The following is a 20,847-nucleotide window of genomic DNA, read 5'->3' as shown; positions in this document are numbered from 1 at the left end:
TGGGTAGACTTCGGGAATGACGAGACTATTAACATACTAATATTTAAAATTTTTTTAATATGGCTGTGAGTTGCACGTAATCCAGGTAAGCTTTTAAGAAGTAGGGCGGTGCTTTGCTTTAGCCTACAGATTATATAACTACCTGCGGGCTAAAGCACCGCCCTACAATATGTTAAAGGTGGGCAGTTGTTAAGTTTGGCACTAGACGCGTTATAATTATCCAGAAAATATAAAGGAAAAATTAAAATGACCCAAAAAAAGATCAGGCTCAGCGATGAACAATGGCGTGAAAAACTAAGCCCTGAGCAGTTTAGTATTTGCCGTAACAGCGCAACTGAGCCAGCCTTTACCGGTAAATATGTCGATTGTAAAACAGAAGGGATTTACCATTGTAGTTGCTGTGGTCAGGCTTTATTTGATTCTGCAAGCAAATATGATTCTGGCTCAGGCTGGCCTAGTTTCTGGGATACTCTATCTGCGCAGGCAGTTAAAGAAATAGTCGATACTTCGCATGGTATGCGCCGGGTTGAAGTGACATGTAGTGTCTGTGATGCGCATTTAGGTCATGTGTTTGAAGATGGACCTGAGCCAACAGGTTTGCGTTATTGCATAAATTCAGCTTCTTTAGAATTAAAAGCAAAATGAACGATACACAACGAGTTCAACACTTATTAGATTTTATTGATACCAGTCCCAGTCCCTGGCATGCTGTAGCTGCGATGGAGCAGGTTTTACAGACGGCATCGTTTACGCGTTTGTCTGAACAACAGCAGTGGCAATTAGAGCCAGGTGGTCGGTACTATGTTATCCGTGATGATTCCTCTATTATTGCTTTTGTAGTCGGGCATAAAGCACTGGCTGAAAACGGTTATAAAATAATAGGTGCACATACTGATTCGCCAGGATTAAGGATTAAACCCCATGCCTTACATAAATCTGACGAAATGCTGCGCATGGGCGTTGATGTTTATGGTGGTCCAATTCTGACGACTTTCACTGATCGGGATTTAAGTTTTGCTGGACGGCTAAGTTATCGTAGCGGGCAGGGCGACATTAAAACGCAGTTAATACGTTTTGAGCAACCCTTATTACGCCTGCCTAATCTTGCTATTCATATGAATAGAACGGTTAATGAAGAAGGTTTGAAGCTGCATAAGCAAACGGAATTACCACTGCTATTTGCCATGAGTACGAAAGAGCAAATCCCGGATCAGGTGTTTAACGATCTGCTGGTTGATCATTGCAACATACCAGCGGAGCAAATTCTATCCTGGGAGTTGAATGTTTACGACACCCAGAAAGGTGCATTCTGGGGAGCTGAGCAAGCGTTTTATACGGATAGCCAGCTGGATAATCTGGCTTCCTGTCATGCTGGTTTGACCGCTTTACTTGATGATACAGTCTTAAATGCGGGTAATACCCTTGTGTGTGCCTTTTTTGATCATGAAGAAGTAGGTAGTGAAAGCGCCAAGGGGGCGGACGGAAGTTTTCTACCTGATATTTTAGAGCGTATTGCGATTACACGATCAGTAAGCACAGAAAATTATAAACGCGCGCTGGCCGGCAGTTTTATGCTGAGTGTTGATATGGCACATGCTTATCAGCCTAATTTTCCGGCGGCTTATGAAACTGAACACAAGGTCTATGTGAATAAAGGTCCGGTCATAAAACTGAATGCCAATCAACGTTACAGTTCCGAAAGTGTTTCTGAAGCGATGTTTATCAGCTGGTGCCAGTCTGCAAACATACCGTATCAAAAATATGCACATAGAACGGATATCCCTTGTGGCAGTACCATCGGCCCTATGACCTCGGCTAAATTAGGTGTTCGTAGCGTTGACGTGGGAAATGCCATGTGGGCGATGCACAGTATTCGGGAAAGTGCCGGTGTGCAGGATCACAGTTATATGATCGATGTGATGCGCTGTTTTTTTAAAGATTAATGGCTGCTTTGATCTTATTTTCTGTAGCGCAAAAAGTTTGAACAATTATTGTCTTCAGCGTAAGATAAATCGCGTGTTGACTAACCATAGGAGAGGCTAATATGAGATTAAAAAAACGAGTTCAAGCACTTTTTCTAGGCTTGTGTTTTTCTGGTGTAGTAAGTGCCGCACCTGACATTGCTGTAGGTAAAGAAAAGGCAGGGATGTGTTTTAGTTGCCATGGCGTTGACGGAAATAGCAAAAATTCTAACTTCCCGATTTTAGCAGGGCAGAAGCCAGCCTACCTGGTAAACCAGTTGCGTGCCTTTCGAGATGGCACACGTGAAAATGCCATGATGCAAAATATGGCTGCTAATTTAACAGATCAGGAAATTAATAACCTGGCTGCTTTTTTTGCATCTGTAAAAAGTAAAAGTGCCGGTGGCGATAGTGAGTTAGCGGAAAAAGGTAAATCCAAAGCACCGATGTGTTTTGGTTGTCATGGGGATAAAGCAATAGGCATGGGTTTAACACCTAAACTTGCAGGGCAATATCCTGCCTATTTGCAACGCCAGTTGCAGGCATTTAAAGAGGGCACACGTAAAAACGGCCCAATGAGCGGTATTGCTAAAATGCTATCTGATGAAGACATGAAAGCTGTTGCTGAATATATGGGGAGCTTAAAATAAGATCTTAACTGATTCCCGCGCTCTGCGCGGGAATTCATACTGGAACGTTCAGCGTTCCGTGACGCGGAGCGTCAACCACTGCATTCCCACGCAGAGCATGGGAACGAGAAAAATGTAGGGCGCGGCTTTAGCCCGCCATCAGTTACTGACACATTAAATGTCAACGTCAAAATCCATTATGTCCAATACTCCCTCAAGCTCTGATCGCAGTCTATCTTTGATTATATTATTTGCCGGTACGCTGTTTGTCAGTGCGACGCTGATGTTTATTTTACAGCCCCTGTACGGCAAGCTAATGTTACCTTTACTGGGTGGCTCTCCGGCGGTCTGGAATACCTGTATGGTGTTTTATCAGATGTTGCTGTTTTTTGGCTATTTATATGCCCATCTTTTATCCACTCGCTTTGCGCATACACGTCAAATTCAGATACATGCTGCGATTATCTTGATCAGTTTAATCGCGCTTCCCGTTGCTCTACCAGACAGTATGTCACCACCTACTGATAGCAATCCTACCTTATGGCTAGTCTGGACACTGTTTATTTCTATAGGGTTACCTTTTTTTGTACTTTCAACTACGTCGACTTTACTTCAAAAGTGGTTCTCGCATGTTGGCCATCATACCAGTCATGATCCCTATTATCTTTATGTAGCAAGTAATAGCGGGAGTTTATTAGCTTTATTAAGTTATCCTTTTATTATTGAGCCCAATATCGGATTAAACGCGCAGAAATCAATCTGGAGTATCGGCTATATTGCGCTAATAGTATTAATTGCCGCCTGTGGCTGGTATTTTGTACGTAATTATCTGCAAGACAAGGTGTCTGACGAGCCCGAAAAAGTAGTGGAAGCACCTTCAACATTGGCCAAATTACATTGGTTGGCACTAGCATTTGTGCCCTCTAGTTTGTTATTGGGTCTCACTAATTTTGTGAGTACCGATATTGCTGCCGTGCCTTTACTGTGGATTATTCCGCTAACACTTTATTTATTATCATTTACGTTAGTATTTTCACGTTGGGCAAAGCCGATTCAGAGAGTTTCGGTATTTTTACAGCCTATCGTATTGCTACCCTTTATAGCCTATTCATTTATCAATCCGGCGATATTACCGTACTGGCTGGATTTAACTCTGCATTTAAGTGCATTTTTTCTTGCTGTCATGGTGTGTCATGGTGAACTAGCCAAGCATCGCCCGCATACCGCTTATCTGACCTTGTTTTATTTAATTATGTCCTTTGCGGGCATGTTGGGAGGCATGTTTAATACCTTTATTGCGCCGTTCATCTTTAATGGTATTTATGAATACCCACTGATGATTGTTGCAGCATTATTATTGCGTCCGGCAGCTCAACGGCAGAGTAATGAGCAATGGAAGATATGGGGCATGCAGGCTATTTTTCCTGCCCTGATATTGCTTCTCGGCGGGCTGATTTATTATGGTGTCTCTGATTTAGGTGCGTATATGGATAATATCGGCACCGCATTGATATTATTCGCCGGCTTAAGCTACGCATTTCGTAAGCAGGTAGTAAGCCTAGCTTTATTAACCGGTGTGATAATTTTCTTTATCGTTGGCTTACGTGTCACGATGTCAAATACCATTTATAAAGAGCGTACTTTTTTTGGCGTATTATCAGTACGCGATAGTGTTTTATTAAATGAACAAGGCAAACCTGAGAAATACAAAGAGCTATTCCATGGTACGACCAAACATGGAGCACAACGCCTGGCAAGCCATGTACAAGAACCATTGACCTATTACAGTCGCCCTGGTCCTATGGGACAATTATTTAAAGCTTATGATGCCGTTGATGAAAAATGGCAAGTAGGCGTAGTTGGCTTGGGGGCAGGGGCCCTGGCCTGTTATGCCAAGCCACAGCAAGCCTGGACATTTTTTGAAATTGACCCTGTTGTGGTCGAGATCGCCAAAAATCCAGAATATTTTAGCTACCTGCAGCGCTGCACTCCTAAAGCAGCCATGGTGATAGGTGATGCACGATTATCCCTGGAATCAGAGCCTGCAGAAAAATTTGATTTATTAGTGATCGATGCCTTTAGTTCAGATTCAGTCCCTACACATTTGTTAACTCAGGAAGCATTGCAGCTTTATTTCAGTAAAATATCAAGCAATGGCCTATTGGCTTTCCATATAACTAATCGACATCTGGAGCTGAAAAAAGTACTTTCTGATCATGCAAAACAATTGCACTATGCAGCATTAATTCAGGAATTTAAGCCTAAACAGGAAATTCCGTTAGTGGTGGCAACAGACTGGTTTGTCCTGGCGAAAAACGAGGAGGATCTAAAACCTCTATACAAAAATGGATTAGGTCGCTGGCAAAAGCCCGGTTTATATTTTGATATGAAGCCCTGGACGGATGACTTTACCAATATCGTCGGGATCTGGAAGTAGGAGCGTAATATTTAAGCGTACTATTTGAAGACTAGAAAACTGGAGACGATGATGTATTGTCTGTAGATTATAAAATTCAGCATAAAACTATGTAAAATTGGGTCTGAAGAAGGTGATTCTCTTATTGATTACCAGGCTACCATGAAAATTATAATTTCTTCCCGGCAATTTTTCTTTTAATCAGTCCCCATGCTTTTAACAGGAGATTCTCACCCTCAAGGTTTTGAATAGCTAACTCTTTAACACGTAAATTGTTTTTTAAAATCCATACATTGAAAAGCCGTTCTGAAATATAACCGAAAACCCTTATTTGGTGATTATCATAACCTTGAATATCTATGTTATCTTCAACAGTAAATAAAAGCGGGAACAACCAATCCATATAAGCATTAAAATGCTTTGGCGACATCACAAACATATTAAAAAGATAGAGACTCCGCTTAGACATTAACGCATCAAAAGTGTTTAAATAATCACTCTCTTGCAGTGCAATAATCCTTCGAGTCATTAACATATCTTTTTGATAGTGAGCATGCGCATAATGACTTGCTACAGTCTCTATATAATAATGCCTTTTTTTGGGCATTAGAACATCATACTCTTCAAGATACTTTAAAATATCACCTTCTGATAATATCTGCTTTCCATTCAGAGTCTCACCCGAGCCTTTAAAATAACGCCGGTAATGTACTAAACCACAAAATTCACACCCTTTAAAAAAGCCATTTTTCCATGCCCAATACAAAGCCGTTAACTCACAAAAAGTATTATTTTTTGAGGAAATATTGGTACCCGTATCATCCCCAGTAGCATCGAAATATTCTGAACTGTTTAGCTTTCCTACCTGTATAGGGGTATAGATAGCACTTTTTGGAAATGTATAGTTTTTATGTGTAGAGATTAGAATGTTATTCATACTTATCTACGATAGAGAGTATTTCCGGATGAGTTTTTGAAAAATCATGCACTAAGGCATCTTTAATGGCCAGGGTCAGTAGTTTTAAGAAAAGTCTTTTGTTTTCGTAGTATTTGATTTTCATTATCCATGGGACTATTTGTAAGAACGTGACAGGTAAATAAAGCCATCTTGAACTCACTCTGTACATCTCAATTCTATTGCGGTAAGTGTAATACACTTTCCACATAGGGTGATATACATCCATATTATTGATTAAAGTATGACAATCATGAAAAAACTTCACAGACGGAACAAATAGGAGTTTATAACCCAATGATGTTAAATTGAGGGTATAAATAAGATCATCGGCACAAATAAATAATTCCTTTCTGGGTAAACCTATCTTTTGAATAAGCTCTGTCCTGATAAAGAACCCCACAAATGTCGAAGCATCTATAATCGTATTATCAGACCCCTTATAAAATTCATTACTAATATATAGTGACTCTTTTTTTGTTAGTACCCTAAGTAATGTTTTTAGGCTTTTGAACGGGTTATTTCTAACGCGATTCATAACACTAATACTATTGTCTGGGAGAAACACAGCGGCAGCAACCGCACATGTTTCATTATCTAATTCCAGTTGCTTAAACTTTTTAATCGCGCCTGACTGTGGATATGCATCATCATCAAAACAAACTATCCAATCAGATTGAGTATTTTTTAAAGCGACTTCAAAACCAATATTAAAACCACCCGCACCACCAATATTATTATTTAAATGTTTAACGATAAGATTATTATTATCGAATGTATTTAAATACTCTTGCGAGCCATCGTTAGAGTTATTATTTATAATAATAATACAATTAAATTCTTCAGATAATGACTTTTCAATCGTTAATTTTAGTTTATCTAGTCGATTGAAAGTAACTATGATTGCGGTAATATTACACATCATTCTTCTTTGAAAATAAGGGGCGATAAAAACAATATCCTTCTCAACTGCTGTGCCTTTATATTCGTACCTGTTTTATCAGCAACACTTAACTAGGTCATTCGATAGGCATAGGCTCTCCTTATCATAATAACTCTTGATCAAAATATATTTTTCGCCAAAAACCTTCATTAGTCATATCTGGTATAGCTTGCTTGTATTCACTCCGTAATGCTTTGAAGCGTAATGTAAAAGTATACATTTGATTCATCAAAGAAAATAATTCTCTAAAAAATTCTTTCTTATCATGAATAGCTATGTAACCTAACCCAGTTGGAACATACTCATATAGAACTTTTTCGTATAAGAAAATATCCTTATAAAATGCTCTGTAGGTCTTATGCTGAAAAACCATTTTCTTTTTAAGCAGGAAAGATGGTAGTAAAAAACCATTAAGTGTCAAAATTCTAATTGCCTTCCGGAAAAACTGTTCTTCTTTTCCTGGGTATCCATCTAGTGGATGTTCAATTTCAATATATTTCTGGTTATTGGCTCTATCAGGCCTTTTCTTTAGTGTTGGGTAATCTAGTAGTAAATCTGATAAGTTAATAGGTAATAACTTTTCGGATGTTGAGAATTCGGATATTTGTATTCGGGGAGCACTCATATCCATATTATCTAACCAAAATTTTGGACCAATCATAAAATGATCTAGGGCAAGCCTCACGCCTTTAGCTGATGAATAATTGTAAGATAAGGCGGAGGACATAAAAAAACTAAATATATTTTTTAATACATCCAAAACACTTAAATCTTCATATGCTATCATCAGCACTAAACTTGCCCTTACAACAAAATATTTTGTTAAAGGAGATTCTTTATACCAAAAATCTTCAGCCCAACATCCAATGCCATTAATTGTTTTGATTTTAAAGTTGTTTTGCAAAGAAAATTGAACGTCATCACCTCGTATAAAAAAGGGAAAAGCAAAATTCTTAACATCAGAGATTTTAAATGCGAAAAACCACCAAGCGCCAAAATTTATTTTTACATCAGCTCTATCTGCGTACAGTAAATCGTCAATATCTGTTAAATTTAATTCGGACTTAAAAGGAGAACAATATCCCTTACGAAATTCTACACCTTTCTCATGAAGAATGGAGGGCTTTACATCTCTCATTAAACAACCAGAAACTGCAAATCCCTGTTCTGAACTAAATTCAAGCAAGTGATAGGATCTTCTGATCGACTCTACTTCACAAGAAGCATCATCATCCATAAACAAACAATGAGTGAACGAACCTTGATCTTTTAGATGCAGTAATCCACGAGTAAATCCACCAGAACCACCAAAATTTTTATTAGGAATTAACGTTGTTCCTTCTGCCTCTTCAGGAAGAATACTTTTTGAATTATCAACTACAACCAAATTAATCTTATCTTTGTAATTTGGATCATTTAATAAATCATCTCTGATACGTTTAATAGCTGGCAGAACATACTGCTTACGGTTGAAGTGGGTAATGACTATACCAAGTTTTACTTGATTCCTAGGAGGAGTATAGGTTACAAAACATCCCTCAGTTAATTCACTCTCTCCTAATGACTCAAGATAAAAATAAAGCATACCCTCTTCAAGTGATTGCCAGAAAGATATATCAATAATTTTTTCGAGACCATCCTTTAATTCAATAACACTCTCATCAAGCCACTTTTGTGCATGGCCGATACGGTGTACCCCGAAACGCAAAATAAACCGACCCTCCCCTTTTAATCTCAGTTGCAAATCGTTAAATGTACAGTTTTTCTTCCAGGTAGCAATAGTTAATCCATTGAAGAAAGTATCAAAAGTAGCAGTGCTACCCTTATCAAACAACAGCTTTTTATTATGAAAAAAAACACGGACATTAGAAGTTCGCACATACATTTCTTGTGGAGCACCAAAGGCGCTATTTGGCATTACAAGATGCTGGATAATACGGTGTTTTTTAGTAGCTTTCATATTAAGTAGTTTTTCTAAATCTAATGCTTGATGTCGACTTACGTTCTCATTCTTAGTTTCTAGTGATAACTATAATGCAGATATTTAAACTACAAATTATCATACTATTACAACAAATAATAATTATGGATAAGTAGAAAAAAATCTTCTCTGTAATTGTCTATCTAACAACGCGGTAACCAAGATTTGTGCATGACGCTTAATGCAATAATTTGAAAAATAGATGTTAAAAAAAGTATCTACTACTTTTTTATTCGACAAAGATACCCCTGAATATAAAATAGCATCCAGACATGAGTCAATAACACTAAGATGAGGAATATTCCAAGTGCAACCCAACTGGTCATAGAAAGCTTGGTTTAAAAGGACAACTTCTTTACCAAGTGCTAAAGCCTCAAGGCCCGCCTGAGAGTTAATCGTTATAACCACATCTGCCCCCTGGATTAACTGAGTTGTTGAATATTGATTAATATAGTCAAGTGTTACATTATCACAATCAGATAATGCAATACCAGATTCACATATTTTTTTGTATGTCAGTTGGTCATACGACTTTAGTAAAGGATTTAAACCATTAAATTCTTTTGGATGAAATTTTATAAATAAATGGCAATCTTTAGACATTGCATATTGTTTGAGAGAGCTAAATATTTCAACGGTAGAATAATTTCTATCCCATCCAAACAACAAAGAAGAGTCAGTAAAACATTGCCCTAAAAAAAGGAGTCGTTTTTTACCTGCCAGCCACTGATATTTTTCTGTTGGTGATTGATGTGTTATGTGTTTTTTTTTTGTAATATTAGAAACCCAGCTCTCTGCTGTAATATGTGATTTATTAATATTTTTGAATGATAATTTATAAAACCATGACATTATACTTGTCTTATTAACTGAAATTTCAGATAGTGGTTCACAAATAATACGTTCATAATTAAATGTATTTTCTAAAGTAAAAACTTGAAAGTAAAAAATATCAGAAAGTTGTCTTACAATTGCTGTTTCAATAAAATAACCTTGCATTATGACAACTGAGCTAGGTTTTGTTTTTTTTAAAAAATCCAAAATATTATCAACTATCATCCTTGCTAATCTTAGCCACTTAATAATCTCGTTGTAATGAACATCATTGTTTATATCAAATTCATGCTTCGCTATTTCTAAAGATACATAAACAGAATACTCGACGACAGAAAATAAATTAACATCACGATAAATAAACATTTCCGTTGAGTTTAGGGTAAACACATTACCTTCAGAGTCAGTTGGTATATTACGTGGCACTCTGTATGAAATAATAGGTCTTATTTTTTTTATCCCTTCAAAATAAATATCTTGTCTCGGTATATCAAGCCAATCTAACTCACCAATATCTGAATCTATAAATACAATTGGCCGAACTCCTAAAAAAATTAAAAAATTAATTAATTTATCATTGTGGGGTATTAATAATTTTCTGATATTTTTTTTTATGTTTTTAGTTATTTTTATCATATTAGGTTCAGCTCCATGGCCAATTCAATTCTTTAATATCACCATTAAATCCCTCACTTAAGCTATGAGGTAGAAATTCACGAAGTTCATTAAAATCGCCTGAATCATAACTTAATACAGGTAATATAATTGTTTTTTAAACAGATATATTATAACCATAGCATTTTAAATGAACATTCTTACAACTAAAGCCAGCTAGAATAAAGTTGTATATTAACAATCCAGCATTCTATAGACTTACATGTCCGCACACTATTTCATGTTTTGAGAAGATACTGTAATTGCCAAAGCTCCCCCTCCTTTAAATATGAGTGAATTTTTTTAAGAAAAATGTTTGAATTTAATTGGTGCTCAAGAACATGCGAAGCCCACATGCAATCATTTTTTTTCATTTTTTAAAATCCAGGTAATCACTGATAATTTCTACATGGGTATTACCTTTCATTTGATAATATATTGGCGAACCAAAATCTATTGATGTTACGTTTTTATTATAAATATTTATATGCTTACCCGAGCCACTCCTAATATCTAACACAGTATAAAATATAAAATTATCTATTAGGCATTGTAGTGCAAAATTAGAGAATATTTCTTAAATTTTTCCAGAACATAATCAGAATAAATTTGTCTATTCATATTCGGTGGCGGAGTAGTTCGATAATTTTTTATCCACATTAAGTAACTAATAAAATTATTCACCAATTTTCTCATTATTTATTTGTATTTTTGGCAAATATATTGCACTACCATAAGGAGGGGAGCCATTCACTGTGATCGTTTTAATATGCGTACCCCAATAAATGTGTTCGTTATTTTCTCTATTGAGAATAGCAATACTTAATGAATAGTTTCCTGATTTTAAAAAAACAGGACCAACTCTAGCCCTTAAACGGTTTGAACCATGAATTAATTGAGTTGAGCTGTTATGTGCACGAGTGTGACAATCAAATGCAGTCGTTTGATCATTTGCATACACAGTTATTCTAGCATCAATATACTGAGATGAATTAACAGCATTAATGTTTATGATTACATCAAGAAATTCACCATAATAAAGATCTTTATTAATTTCTATACTTGCATCTTGTGCACTATTACCTAGACTTACTGCTTTGTCATTGGAACTAATTTTTTTTACATTATTTTCTACGTTATATTCAGAAACTCCTAAACAAACATCATCATATGTGGAGCTTTTTCCAGATTGTAATAATAAGACCTTTGAAGCTACTTGTCCTATTTGACTCATATCATGACTCACCATAATAACAGATGCATTTTTAAATAGATCAGAAAGACGCTGATAACATTTCGCACGAAATGCTACATCTCCAACAGCCAGCACTTCATCTAAAATTAGAACATCAGGCTTACTCTGTACTGCGATCGCAAACCCCAATCGCACATACATCCCACTAGAATAATGCTTAACCGGCATATCAATAAATTCATCTAGCTCCGCAAATGCAACAATCTCATCAAATTTACTGTCAATTTCCTGTTTACTCATTCCCAGAATAGAGCCATTGACATAGATATTTTCTCTTCCTGTCAGCATAGGATGAAACCCTGCCCCTACTTCAATTAGCGCGCCAACTTTACCTTTAATGGTTATTTTTCCTTTGTCGGGCATGAAAATGCCATTAAGCATTTTTAATAAAGTACTTTTTCCTGCTCCATTACGCCCAATAATCCCTAGACATTCACCTCGTTTTACTTCAAAAGAAACGTCATCAACCGCCCAAAACTCGTCTTTCCTTAAAATCTCAGAGGTAGTTTTTAAATTTAACGTATCTCTGGTAATATCTTCTATACCGTAAAGCATAGACTGTTTTAATGACTTGCAAAATTTTTTACTTACATTCTCGACTTTAATAAGAACTTCATCACTCATCGCTTAAGCTCTCTCTGCAATTCTAGGCATGGTGATATGAAACATTCGCCAACCAAAAAGAAAAACACAGTTACTTACTGCAAACATCACTGCTAACAATTCCGGTTGCATCAGTTCTTGCCCTGCTAGCAAATTTTGTGTGGCAATTAATAATGGACTAAAAGGATTGATATAGTTAACCATATTAAAAGGTTCTGTAACTGGTGGTGGGTATAAGATAGGCGCTAAAAACATGCCAAAGGTTAATACCATACTAATCATATTTCCCATATCGCGTAAAACCAGATTAATAATCGCCATGATAAAGCCTATGCCTAAAGCCAAAAGTATAATGCTAATTAAGATAAAAGGAATAAGAAAGCTATGCCATGAGGGAATGAAGCCATACCATATAAAGACGATAGTTACTGGTAGCAACCGAATAATAAAATCTAATACGGCCTGTCCAATGGAAGAAAATACCAATGCTTCCTTAGGAAAATTAATTTTAGTCACTAGAGATCCTGCATTGACAAGGCTATTAGTACAGCCAATTAGGCACCCTGAAAATAATTGCCAGACAGAGACACTCCATAATGCGTGAATCACATAGGGCATGGCAGTTGCCCCCATATCAAAGACACGATGTTTTGCTAAAAAAGTAAAGATTGCTACTGTAACAAGTTGTGGTAAGACAGCCCATACATAACCGAGTATAGATTGACGATAGCGCACAGAGTAGTCTCTAATAACTAGTCGCCAGATTAATTCTCTGCTGTCCAATAGCTCTTGTATCATTTCTAGCCATATTTTTTTATTATTCCCTTTTTGACGCGCTGAATATATTTTTATGTTTTCAGTTTTATTTTTCATTTAAAAATAATGGGTAATCTCTTTTACATTCGATATGGAGATGGAAGAGTATTTTTTATGTTTATAATTTAAGTGGGGTGGACGATTAGCTCCACCAGTGTCAACATGTTGTATCGAGCAGGCCGTATCTAACCATCCGGTCACTGAAACTGACCTTACGAGCGGAGATGCGTGGTGGTAATTACTACAGGTTGTGGTAGGTGGAGTTAACTGTCCACCCCGTTAATTAAATAACTTTCTGTTGCCTTGTATTAAGTTATCGCTAAAGGTTTCAGCGCTCCCTGTTTGTTTCTCATGGCGGATAATATATTTTTACTGAGGTTTTCTACTTTTATGGCTACTGTCATTTTTTCAATTCACTATGCCTTGCCTTGGTATATCAAAGCCTTTGTTACACCAGATATTATCAATTATCCTCATGCATGGGTACATTAATATTTGGCTATGTCACCGTTAAGTATTGAAAATCACCCAGAGCAGAATGTAACAATTGCTCAGGGGTTAGATTGTGGTTCCGATCCATAATTCTGCACCAAGCCAAATAATTAGGTAAATACTTGGTGGCTACACCATGAAAGCGGTCTAGCCATGATTTAAAACGGTGGTGGTATGCATTGACATTTTGTATATGATAGGCCCCTTTAGTCACCCGCTGCCCTTGACTCATGTTAACGATTTCATGAGATACTTTTTCAGCTTTACAAAATGCACCATAAGTTGGATTGCCATCACTCACAAGGAGGGCATCCTGGTCTAGTATTGGCTTTAAATGCGTATCAAGAACAATTTTGCTTGTTGGGCCATTACCTGTCACAAAATCTACGGTTTGTTTTGAGCGATCACGAGCAATTAAAATGCAAATTTGCTCATCAGAAATCCCTCGCTTAGTCGCACAGCCCCCTCGTTTCCTTGGTTGACGATTGAGATGGCGTTCTCCTTTATGTGACTCAAGTAAGTAGGTTTCATCAGCTTCTGTAATGCCATGAAGAGCACTGGGACGATCCTGCTGAATCCAGCTTAAAAAACGGTGCCGCCATCGAAAGGTTGTATTTCGATGCACATTAATTTCTTTAGCTGCCTGCCGGACAGTCAATGATTCTGCGATAGCTCCTAAGTAATCAAGCCACTTTGACTTGAGGCGTAGATGAGCAAGAGGCGTTCCTGTCAAAGCATTAAATGTCTTTTTGCAGGCTTTACAGCGGTAGCGCTGAAGGCCATCTTTTATTCCATGCCTGTGGCTTTCGGTATGGGAGCAATGAGGGCATTTACCTTTGCTATCAAATATTGTTTCAATTAAATCAAAAACCTTAGGTTCGTCCTCTAGTTGATCCAGTGCTTTCGTTAGAACAGTGCGTTGATGGTGGTCAAGTTGATTTATTTCGGAAATGAACTCTAAAAACTCTGGGGCTTTCATAACTATCTCCTTAATTTACATGGGCTTTATTTACTTATACGCTCTTGTTATATGAAATTCCATACTTTACGGTGACATAGCCTAATATTTAGATCCATAGGGTGAGCTGGATAAATTAATGCACATTATTCGCGATTGGTGCGGCGTTACTTCATCATATCTTACGAGCTGGTATCAAAGCTTCTCAATCATGGACCTACTTACTAGATCCGTGATTATCGACTCTGCAACATCCACTATAAATCCAAGATGTTGATAAGCTGTTTGCAAGGCATCCGCTAGTATGGCCAGGTCTTCGATATACTCGTGGATCATTTGGTTTCTTAATTGTCGCAATTCCAGCCACTGTTCCACGGATGGCAAGACACCAATTCTTTCGGCTTTATCCAGGTTATCAATAGTGACACTGTTTTTTTCGCCGAGCATTTCTAGCCATGCAGGTAGAAGTTTATCGCCAATAGTGTCTTGTAACCGACAAAAGCGACTTGTGAATGCTTCAATCTGTTCGGCAAACTCTTCATCATTGGCTATTTGACTTGCACGTTCTTCGGTAAAATCTTCTTTAAAGACTTTTCCCGCAGAATATTGTAGATGTTGAATTTCTTTTTTTACGACTCGACATAAAAAACGAAGTCTTTCACGTTTATCTTGATGGTCGATAAACTGCCTCATAGCGTAATTCCTTTTTGCTGTGCAATGGCATGGATAGGTAGGGTCTGTAAATTTGGTGCTGATAATAAAACATCAACCTTTCTACCGTAAAACGGCCTTATCAGTTGCGCACTTATTTTAGCTGCCAATTGAGCGGGATGCTCTACTCGTTCTGAGAGCATTATCAGCAAATCAATATCTCCGCCTTTTTTTGTATCATCCACTCTGGAGCCAAACAAGATAACCTGAGCGTCACCACTAACTAATGCTGCTACAACCTGCTTGATTTTTTGTTTTTGTTGTTCTGTTATGCGCATTTTATTTACTCCAGTGGAGTTCTTTTTGAAATGAGGTTGTAAATTCTGTTTTTGCCCCTTCTCCTTGCTTTATTTGGGCTAATAAATCATTCATTTAGATCACGTCCGCAAAAGTTTTTTCGGTTTTCCTAAAGTGAATCACACCCACTAGACACAGGATGATTACGATACCGATTGAGATGCCTATTTCAGTTGTATTTAATGCGGTTTTGCCACCGCTAATCACCCAACGAAAGCCATCTATGATCCCAACCATTGGGTTGAGATAATAAAATAGACGGTATTGTTCGGGCACGATGGTTGAGCTAAAACCGACTGGAGAGATATATAATCCCAGTTGTACAATAAAAGGAATGACAAATCTGAAGTCCCGGTATTTCACATTGAGTGATGCAACAAATAAGCCTGTTCCTAACGCAGCAAAAAAACCTAGTAGTAGAAATAAAGGTAAGGATACTATTTGCCAGTCCGGCCAGTAGCTATACCAAACCATTAGTGCGACTAATATGCTAAAGGAAATCATAAAATCAACCGCTGCGACGATCACCGATGCCGCTGGAATAATCAATCTGGGGAAATAGACTTTGGAAATCAGGTTAGCATTTCCAATCAGGCTGATACTGGCATCAGCGAAGGCGGTGGCAAAAAAAGTCCAGGGCAACATGGCAGCAAAAACAAAGATAGGGTAGGGCACTCCTTCGCTGGGTAGCTTCGCTATTTTTCCAAACACGACAACGAAAATTATCATGGTTAATAGTGGCCGTATGACTGCCCATAATACGCCGATGATAGTTTGTTTGTAGCGTACGGCTATATCACGCCATGCCAGGATATAGAATAGCTCACGATAGCGCCATATGTCCTTCCAGTAATGACGTTCAGTTTTTCCTGCTTCTATTGTAAATTGGAAGTGTTCTTGATTTGCCATATATGTAAAGTCTGTCTTTTGGGGTGTTCATCGTACATCAGCCTGCGAGTTATTTTAATCTCGAGTTTGGAATCTTATTGCATTCAATGCACTGTATCCTCATGGGCGAAGGGTGTTATCTGAAATTAAAATACATAATATTTCACTAAGGAACGTGCACGAAATAATATGAGCAACTTGTAGGATGGGCAAAGGTCTTTTTCGTGCCCATCTTTACATAGTACAGCCATCAGTCTATCTGGGGTAGCTTGATGGGCACGCTATTGCTTTGCCCATCCTACAGATTTTTAACTTGTTTAAGTTATTTCATGCTCGTTCCTAAGTTATATATGCTGATTGTCAGGTAATTTAAGACACCTGAATTCGTATAATTAATCCTATTGCTTTGATTAATTAAACCACAGTCTCTGGCCTGTATAATTAGATTGTTTCCTCATGACTAAAGCCTTTAAATAAAGTCATAAAAATAATCTTTAAATCAAACCATAGTGACCAGTTTTCTATATAGAATAAATCATAATCAATACGTGTTTTCAGGCAGGTATCACCACGCCAACCATTAACTTGTGCCCAGCCGGTAATGCCTGCCTGCACCAAATGTTTTTGCATATAACCATCAATTTCGTGTTTAAATTGTTCTACGAAGACAGTGCGTTCGGGACGTGGGCCGACTATCGACATATCCCCTTTTAAAACATTAATAAACTGAGGTAGTTCGTCAAGACTGGTACTACGAAAAAATTGACCGACTCGGGTCGTTGTTTTTTTTGCTGCATTGCCCCAAACAGGGCCGTTCATATGTTTATCGCTATCCATGGGCATGGAACGGAATTTTAGCATATTAAAACTTTGACCATTCCAGCTAATACGTTCCTGTGTGTAAAACACCGGACCTGGTGAACTTAGCTTAATCACTATCGCAATGGCCAGCATTATCGGGCTGATTAATATCAGTATCAGACTGGCCAGGATTTTGTCTTCCAGCCATTTGAGCACTATGTTGCTGTTAGACATAGGTGAAACTGATATATTGATCATCGCCAGGCCATCCAGGTGAGTAACCGAGTAATTCATCAGACGCAGACTGGCTATATCAGGGATTAACATCACATCGACTGCTACCGAATGTAGCTGCCTGCTGAGAGCTTCAATTTTATCCATTTCGGTCAGGGGCAGGGTAATCCATACTTGATCGACATCATGTTGCTCTACATACTGGGCAACTGTATTGAAATCGCCCAGATATGCTATATTTTGGTCGTCATCATTAGCGTAAAAATATCCTGCAACTTTTAATCCCATCCAGCTGGATGATTCAAGCTTTTTGGTGATTTGCTGGTTTAATGCGCCAGTGCCAACCAATACTATATGTCTTTGATTGAAGCCTTTATTGCGTAGGGTGTGTAATAGTGCCCTCAAAGTAATTCTGGAAAAAATCAGGCCTAGATATGCGCTGCCAAACCACAGCAAAAACCAGTGTCTGGAAAACTCAGTCGCTGTTTTGGTAAAGAATATAAATGCCATTAATCCCAGGATAGCGCAGGTCCAGCTGAACAGTAGTGTTAATATCTCTTCAGCAATTCCAGAGCCACGCCAGCTTTTATAAACATTAAAGATAGGAAACAACCAGGCGCTAAATAAGAAGCCGAGCACTAATGCCGTTAAATAATTTTCAGGCATTAATCCCTGATAAGCGGGAAAGTGTTTAATGGGTTCTAATATATAAAAACTTGCGACACCAGAGCCAACAATCATTAACCAATCAAATAGCTTGATAGCAGCAAGTAATAGATTAGCTTTTTCTTTGGCCTGACCGGTAAATTTCATAGAGTGAGTCGTTGTTCACTTAATCTTGATGCGGTTAATCATACATAAAATATGCCATAATTAGAATAATACTCTTTAGTTTAAGCTTTGAGTCCTCTATATAAATAAAATTTGCATCTTAAGACGACCGGTCGCATAATTAAACCATGACAATAATCGCAAAAAAACAAATCAAACGTGAAAAGTTACTGGATCAGGGAGTACAAATGCTAATGAATCAGGGCTATCACGGTACCGGTATAAAAGATATTCTGGATGTCGTGGGTATCCCGAAAGGTTCTTTTTATAATTATTTTGCGAGTAAAGAGATCTTCGCGGCAGAAGTCATAAGCCATTATATTGAGCCCTATATACAGCGTTTAGACGCTCATTTGCAGAATCCTGGGCTGGATGGATTGACTGCATTAGCATCTTATTATGCTGAATTAATTAATGAGATTGAGCGAACAGAATACAAGGGCGGCTGTTTACTAGGTAATTTAATGGGTGAGTTAGGTGATACCAGTGAGATTTGCAGGCGTTCATTAAAGTTAGCCCTGGAACGCTATAGAAATTTGCAAAAATCTGCATTATTGCGAGCGCAACAGGAAGGCACAGTTCGTGAAGACCTTAAAGCAGAAATGATGGCTGATTTGCTCGTTGATAATTGGCAGGGCGCTTTACTGAGAATGAAAATTGAACAATCAGTGCATCCTTTGCAGCAATTTGTTGAGACATTATTGGCGGATTATTTTTTAAAAAAGTAATGTGAGCCATTTGCTTTATCTCTTTGGCCGGATAGGTCAATAAGATAATTTTTTGTAGTGATCAGTAGATCTTGCTGATCACTTGGTTTAAGACGACTGGTCATACAAGAGGCTAATATGCCTGAATATATAATTGAACGCGAAATTCCAGGGGCAGGGCAATTAACCGGGAATGAATTACAGCTAATATCACACAAATCCTGCTGCGCTTTGCAGGATATGGAGCCAAAAATAGAATGGCTGGAAAGCTTCGTTACAGCTGATAACCTTATTTTGTCTATATTGCTCCGGATGCAGAAACGGTGCGTACACACGCCGAACGAGGCGGGTTTCCAGCAAATTCTATTGCTGAAATAACAACCATCATAGATCCCACGACAGGAGAATAATCACCAATAACGAATAATATAATAATAATTAAGAAAAATACTCAATGAGGAATAACGATGAATAATTATAGTAAAGCTACTTATACCTGGCCTAAGGTTTTGCAGGCCTTTGTGTTAACTACTGCTACGCTGTTTATCTCAGCAGCGCCTGCATATGCTGATGAAACTTGTCAGTCTCCCTATATGGCTAAAATTGTTGGTCAGGAAGACTTTGTTTATGTCTGGACATTAGGTATGCAAGGCGTGGGGGATGAGCAGGATAAATTAGTGACAGTTGATGTGAATCCAAAATCAGCTAAATACGGCAAAGTTATTAATAGTCTCTCTGTGGGAGGGCGGAATGAGGCGCACCACTCAGGTTTTACTGATGATCGTAAGTATCTTTGGGCTGGTGGACTGGATACTAATAAAATTTTTATTTTTGATGTACATACAGACCCTGCCAAACCAAAATTACATCAGGTGATTACCGATTTTGTCAGTAAAAGTGGCGGAGTTGTAGGGCCTCACACTACCTATGCCTTGCCTGGCAGAATGTTAATTACGGGGCTTTCTAATAATAAAGATCATGGTGGACGTACTGCATTGGTGGAATACAGCAACAGCGGCAAGTATATTACTACGCATTGGACTCCGACCGATAGCGACTTGCGCGGAGCTGTTAAAACAGGTAAATATGCTGATGGCTATGGCTACGATGTACGTGTATTGCCCAGGCGTAATGCGATGATTAGCTCGTCGTTTACGGGTTGGAATAATTATATGATGGACTTCGGTAAAATGCTGGCTGATCCAGAAGCCATGAAACAATTTGGTAGCACGGTAGTGCAATGGGATTTACATGCACGTCAGCCGAGAAAAATATTTGATGTACCGGGTGCTCCACTTGAAATCCGTTGTGCCTGGGATCCAAATCACAATTATTGCTTTACCACGACAGCATTGACTTCAAAGATCTGGTTGATTTACGAAGATAAACAAGGCGAGTGGCAAGCGAAAGAAGTCGCTGATATTGGAGACCCTAGTAAAATCCCACTTCCTGTGGATATTTCCATTCAAAGTGATGATAACATGCTGTGGGTAAATACCTTTATGGACGGCAAAACTCGTGGCTTTGATATTTCTGATCCGTTTAACCCCAAGCAGGTTCTTGAACAAAAAATCGGCTCGCAAGTCAATATGGTATCATCTAGCTGGGATGGTAAACGACTCTATTACACCTCTTCTTTATTAGCGAACTGGGATAAAAAAGGCGTAGATAATGAGCAATATCTGAAGTTATATAGTTGGGATGGAAAAAAATTGACCGAGCAATTTACTATCGACTTTGTTAAAGAAAAACTAGGACGTGCTCATCAGATGCGTTTCGGTGCTTATTCACTGTATGCTACGAAACCCGTTGCACAAACTGTGGATTTATTAACCAGCTTAAATCCTTAAAGGAGAGTGGTTCCCGGGAGTAGGCTTTTTA

The 20,847-nt window shown here is 38.0% G+C and carries 18 protein-coding genes and 1 pseudogene; 8 read left to right on the top strand and 11 right to left on the bottom strand.

The genetic code is table 11. The features are described from left to right. The first annotated feature begins 246 nt into the window (after nucleotides 1–246). The 4 genes from msrB to AU255_RS16940 all read left to right on the top strand — a co-directional run bounded on the left by msrB (nucleotide 247) and on the right by AU255_RS16940 (nucleotide 5,027). Nucleotides 247–645, top strand: a complete 399-nt coding sequence (gene msrB / locus AU255_RS16955) for a peptide-methionine (R)-S-oxide reductase MsrB (RefSeq protein ID WP_080524073.1) — start codon at nucleotides 247–249, stop codon at nucleotides 643–645. After that, nucleotides 642–1,943 carry a M18 family aminopeptidase gene (locus AU255_RS16950; protein WP_080524072.1) on the top strand — a complete coding sequence of 434 codons (1,302 nt, stop codon included), beginning with the start codon at nucleotides 642–644 and terminating at the stop codon, nucleotides 1,941–1,943. Before msrB ends, AU255_RS16950 begins: the two co-directional genes overlap by 4 nt. A 101-nt stretch (nucleotides 1,944–2,044) precedes the next feature. Continuing rightward, nucleotides 2,045–2,611 carry a c-type cytochrome gene (locus AU255_RS16945; RefSeq protein ID WP_080524071.1) on the top strand — a complete coding sequence of 189 codons (567 nt, stop codon included), beginning with the start codon at nucleotides 2,045–2,047 and terminating at the stop codon, nucleotides 2,609–2,611. Between the two features lie 178 nt (nucleotides 2,612–2,789). Further along, on the top strand, nucleotides 2,790–5,027 hold the full coding sequence (locus AU255_RS16940; protein ID WP_080524070.1) for a spermidine synthase: 2,238 nt from the start codon (nucleotides 2,790–2,792) through the stop codon (nucleotides 5,025–5,027). Nucleotides 5,028–5,175: 148 nt separating this feature from the next. Here the strand turns inward: AU255_RS16940 and AU255_RS16935 are convergent, their stop codons facing one another. From AU255_RS16935 to AU255_RS16885, 11 genes are all read right to left on the bottom strand, one after another. Beyond that, nucleotides 5,176–5,943: a DUF4422 domain-containing protein gene (locus tag AU255_RS16935; RefSeq protein WP_080524069.1), complete on the bottom strand. Its 768-nt coding sequence runs from the start codon at nucleotides 5,941–5,943 to the stop codon at nucleotides 5,176–5,178. After that, entirely contained in the window at nucleotides 5,936–6,883 is a 948-nt protein-coding gene (locus tag AU255_RS16930; RefSeq protein WP_158083161.1) for a glycosyltransferase, read from the bottom strand. The genes AU255_RS16935 and AU255_RS16930 overlap by 8 nt, the downstream gene beginning before the upstream one ends. Before the next feature lie 124 nt (nucleotides 6,884–7,007). Next, nucleotides 7,008–8,864, bottom strand: coding sequence for a glycosyltransferase (locus tag AU255_RS16925; protein ID WP_080524067.1), 1,857 nt, complete (start codon nucleotides 8,862–8,864; stop codon nucleotides 7,008–7,010). A 123-nt stretch (nucleotides 8,865–8,987) separates the two neighbouring features. Further along, nucleotides 8,988–10,355, bottom strand: a complete 1,368-nt coding sequence (locus tag AU255_RS16920; protein WP_080524066.1) for a capsular polysaccharide export protein, LipB/KpsS family — start codon at nucleotides 10,353–10,355, stop codon at nucleotides 8,988–8,990. A 694-nt stretch (nucleotides 10,356–11,049) separates the two neighbouring features. After that, nucleotides 11,050–12,252: an ABC transporter ATP-binding protein gene (locus AU255_RS16915; RefSeq protein ID WP_080524065.1), complete on the bottom strand. Its 1,203-nt coding sequence runs from the start codon at nucleotides 12,250–12,252 to the stop codon at nucleotides 11,050–11,052. Nucleotides 12,253–12,255: 3 nt separating this feature from the next. Continuing rightward, entirely contained in the window at nucleotides 12,256–13,104 is an 849-nt protein-coding gene (locus AU255_RS16910) for an ABC transporter permease (RefSeq protein WP_080524064.1), read from the bottom strand. 442 nt (nucleotides 13,105–13,546) lie between these two features. Continuing rightward, a complete protein-coding gene (locus AU255_RS16905) occupies nucleotides 13,547–14,518 on the bottom strand; it encodes an IS1595 family transposase (protein ID WP_080524063.1) in 972 nt (323 codons plus the stop codon). Nucleotides 14,519–14,692: 174 nt separating this feature from the next. After that, the gene (locus AU255_RS16900) at nucleotides 14,693–15,190 is read right to left on the bottom strand and encodes a hypothetical protein (RefSeq protein ID WP_080524062.1); all 498 of its coding nucleotides are present in this window, start codon (nucleotides 15,188–15,190) and stop codon (nucleotides 14,693–14,695) included. After that, the gene (locus AU255_RS16895; RefSeq protein ID WP_080524061.1) at nucleotides 15,187–15,486 is read right to left on the bottom strand and encodes a nucleotidyltransferase domain-containing protein; all 300 of its coding nucleotides are present in this window, start codon (nucleotides 15,484–15,486) and stop codon (nucleotides 15,187–15,189) included. The genes AU255_RS16900 and AU255_RS16895 overlap by 4 nt, the downstream gene beginning before the upstream one ends. Nucleotides 15,487–15,580: 94 nt before the next feature. Next, nucleotides 15,581–16,414, bottom strand: coding sequence for an ABC transporter permease (locus tag AU255_RS16890; protein ID WP_080524060.1), 834 nt, complete (start codon nucleotides 16,412–16,414; stop codon nucleotides 15,581–15,583). Between the two features lie 420 nt (nucleotides 16,415–16,834). Beyond that, a complete protein-coding gene (locus tag AU255_RS16885) occupies nucleotides 16,835–18,241 on the bottom strand; it encodes an undecaprenyl-phosphate glucose phosphotransferase (protein ID WP_080524059.1) in 1,407 nt (468 codons plus the stop codon). A 146-nt stretch (nucleotides 18,242–18,387) separates the two neighbouring features. Between AU255_RS16885 and AU255_RS16880 the strand changes: the two genes are divergently transcribed. From AU255_RS16880 to mtoX, 4 genes and pseudogenes are all read left to right on the top strand, one after another. After that, a complete protein-coding gene (locus tag AU255_RS16880; RefSeq protein ID WP_080524058.1) occupies nucleotides 18,388–18,987 on the top strand; it encodes a TetR/AcrR family transcriptional regulator in 600 nt (199 codons plus the stop codon). Nucleotides 18,988–19,104: 117 nt separating this feature from the next. Further along, a pseudogene (locus AU255_RS21495) lies at nucleotides 19,105–19,194 on the top strand (DUF4242 domain-containing protein); the annotation flags it as partial. 95 nt (nucleotides 19,195–19,289) lie between these two features. Beyond that, the gene (locus AU255_RS21490) at nucleotides 19,290–19,376 is read left to right on the top strand and encodes a hypothetical protein (protein ID WP_408606497.1); all 87 of its coding nucleotides are present in this window, start codon (nucleotides 19,290–19,292) and stop codon (nucleotides 19,374–19,376) included. Nucleotides 19,377–19,433: 57 nt separating this feature from the next. Then, entirely contained in the window at nucleotides 19,434–20,816 is a 1,383-nt protein-coding gene (gene mtoX / locus AU255_RS16870; protein ID WP_080524057.1) for a methanethiol oxidase, read from the top strand. Nucleotides 20,817–20,847 lie beyond the last annotated feature (31 nt).

The sequence above is a fragment of the Methyloprofundus sedimenti genome (assembly GCF_002072955.1).
GTDB classification, from domain to species: domain Bacteria; phylum Pseudomonadota; class Gammaproteobacteria; order Methylococcales; family Methylomonadaceae; genus Methyloprofundus; species Methyloprofundus sedimenti.
Note: the sequence above shows the minus strand (reverse complement) of the source record. Positions and strands in the feature narration are given on the sequence as shown.